This window comes from Mesorhizobium sp. LCM 4577 (genome assembly GCF_001854795.2).
Lineage (GTDB): Bacteria > Pseudomonadota > Alphaproteobacteria > Rhizobiales > Rhizobiaceae > Mesorhizobium > Mesorhizobium plurifarium.
Window position 1 is genome coordinate 1 of record NZ_MDDU01000043.1, and the last position, 2,537, is coordinate 2,537.

1 pseudogene is annotated in these 2,537 nt (G+C 62.5%); it reads right to left on the bottom strand.

The window, feature by feature from the left end:
• Positions 1 to 1,859: pseudogene (locus tag LCM4577_RS27120) on the bottom strand (hypothetical protein); the annotation flags it as partial.
• Positions 1,860 to 2,537: the final 678 nt, after the last annotated feature.

The following is a 2,537-nucleotide window of genomic DNA, read 5'->3' on the forward strand; positions in this document are numbered from 1 at the left end:
ATGGCCAGGACATCGGCCTGCTGCAGCCGGTCCTCGGCATAGTGRAGATAATGCGCCAGCTGCTGCAGCCGCTCCTTCAGCAAAGCTGGTTCGGCGACCTCCCCGGCTTCCTCGCCCTGCAGGATACCCCGCGCCAGACCATTCGCGACCATCGCAAGCCGTGGCGTCGCGAACGCGCCGAAGCGACGGCCCTTGGGGCCTAGACCGCGGGCGATCTCCCCCAGAGCCTGATAGCACACCGGCTCTTGCGTCCACTTGGCGAAGCCGTTCACCAGGAGCGCCAAATCCTGCGCCGTAAAATCGGAGAGCCCGACATCCGGGCGGTCGGCGCGGCGAAGGACCTCCTCGCCAATGGCGACCGCGGCCTGCCGATTGCGCTCCTCTTGCGGCCACTTGCCGAAACCGTTCACCAGGACCGCCAGATGCTGATGACTAAATCMCTTGATTTTGCCGACGCGGGAAGCGATCTCCCCAGCCATGGCAACTGCAGCCTGGCGCATGCCTGGCTCTTGCGGCCATTTGCTGAAGCCATTCACCAAATTGGCCAGGCTCAGCGGAGCAAAGTCGGAGAGCCCGACATTTGGGTGATCGGCGCGGCGAAGGACCTCGCCGCCGATGGCGGCCGTGGCTTGCCGATTTCGCTCCTCCAGCGGCCACTTGCTGAAACCGTTCACCAGTATGGCCAGCTGCTGATGGGTAAATCCCCTGATTTTGTCGGCACCGGAGGCGATCTCCCCGGCGATGGCGACCGCCGCCTGGCGCATGCCTGGCTCTTGCGGCCACTTGCTGAAGCCATTGATCAGATAGGCCAGTTCCTGACCAGGAAAACCGCGCAATCGGTTGGCGGCGCGACTGAGCTCAGAGGCGATGGCGATCATCGCCTCGCGCGTGCTTGCCTGCTCCGGCCACTTGCTGAAACCGTTCACCAGATCGGCCAACTCTTGATTCGCAAATTCCTTGAGCTTTCCGGCTCGGGCAACAATCTCGCCCGCGATGGCAATGGTCGCCTCGCGCGTCTGTTCGGGCCACTTGCTGAAACCGTTCAACAGGTTGGCCAACTCTTGATACCCAAATCTGTTAAGCTCGCCGGCTCGGGTAACGACCTCGCCCGCAATGGAAACCGTCGCCTCGCGCGTCTGTTCGGGCCATTTGCTGAATCCGTTCGCCAGGTTCGCCAGATGTTGATCAGTGAATCCGCCGAGCTCTTTGGCACGCGCAACGATCTCGCCGGCAATGGCAACGGTAGCATGGCGCATGTCGATGTCTTCGGGCCATTTGCCGAACCCGTTCACCAGATTAGCCAACTCTTGATGTGGAAATCTATTGAGCTGGCCGGCGCGGCCAACGATCTCGGCGGCGATATCCGCCGCAGCTTGGCGCAAATCCTGTTCTTCCGGGTACTTGCCGAAGCCATTGACCAGGTTCGACAGGCCCTGAGGGCTAAAATCGGAGAGCCGCTTGGCTCGGCCTGCAAGGCGCGTCACCTCGGTGCCGATAGCGCTAGTGGCTTTCCGACACTTCGCCTGGCTCGGCCATTTGCTGAAACCGTTCACCAGGTTCGCCAGGCCCTGCGGTTCGAAATCGGAAAGCCGCTTGGCTCGGCCTGCGAGGTACGTCACCTCGGTGCCGATAGCGCTGGTGGCGTCCCGACACTCCGCTTGTTTCGGCCATTTGCTGAAGCCGTTGACCAGATTGGTCAGGTTCTGCGGACTGAATTGGGAAAATCCCTCCGTCTCAGCGCGGCGAAGAACCTCACCAGCAACTGCGAAAGTGCCCTCGCCACACCCTGGCTGGTCAGGCCACTTGCTRAAGCCGTTCACCAGCAGCGCGATGTTGCGAGCGTCCAGCTGGCGAAGCATTGCKSGGTTGTCGCKGCAGAACTTGGCGATCCTGATTGTGCCGTCGCGGCATTCCGCCAGTTGGGGATATCGACCGAACGACAATGCTAAGAGCGGCAACGCGCGAGCATCTACATCGTCGAGGGCGCTGGTAGACCTCGACACCCTTGCTGCCATGGCCCTGCAGGCCTGCATGCCCGCCTCGCCTCCAGGCTCGCGGCTGACTGCGTTGGACACGGTCGCATATCCAAACGATTCTCCCTCGCGGATATCCCGCTCCCAGTTTGGCAGAAACTGGCGRGTGAATTGAACAGCGGCTCCTTGCAGGAATGCTGCCTGCTCTTCCTGGTCACGCAGCAAGCCGCTATGGCGCACCACCGCACAGGAGAATTGAACGATGTSCCGAGCTCGGCCGATGKCATCGAGAGCCTTGTTGAACAGATTGCTCGACATTGCGCGAGAGGCGCGCTGCGGGGCTGCTTCGGAATGCCGTCCCACTTGCAAATCGGCAGCTTGTCTATGCGGTGGCAATCCRGCTGTGTTCGCGCGTCCGGACCGCTGCGCSTGGCGCGASGGYCCGCCCTCGGCCCGCAAAGCGCCTGATTGTTGCCGCGACCCTTCAGGCCGTTGAGAACCTATGCGGCGGCTATCGCGCGCGCCTCCATCGTCACGGCGTGGCGGCCTGGCCTCCACGCCGGA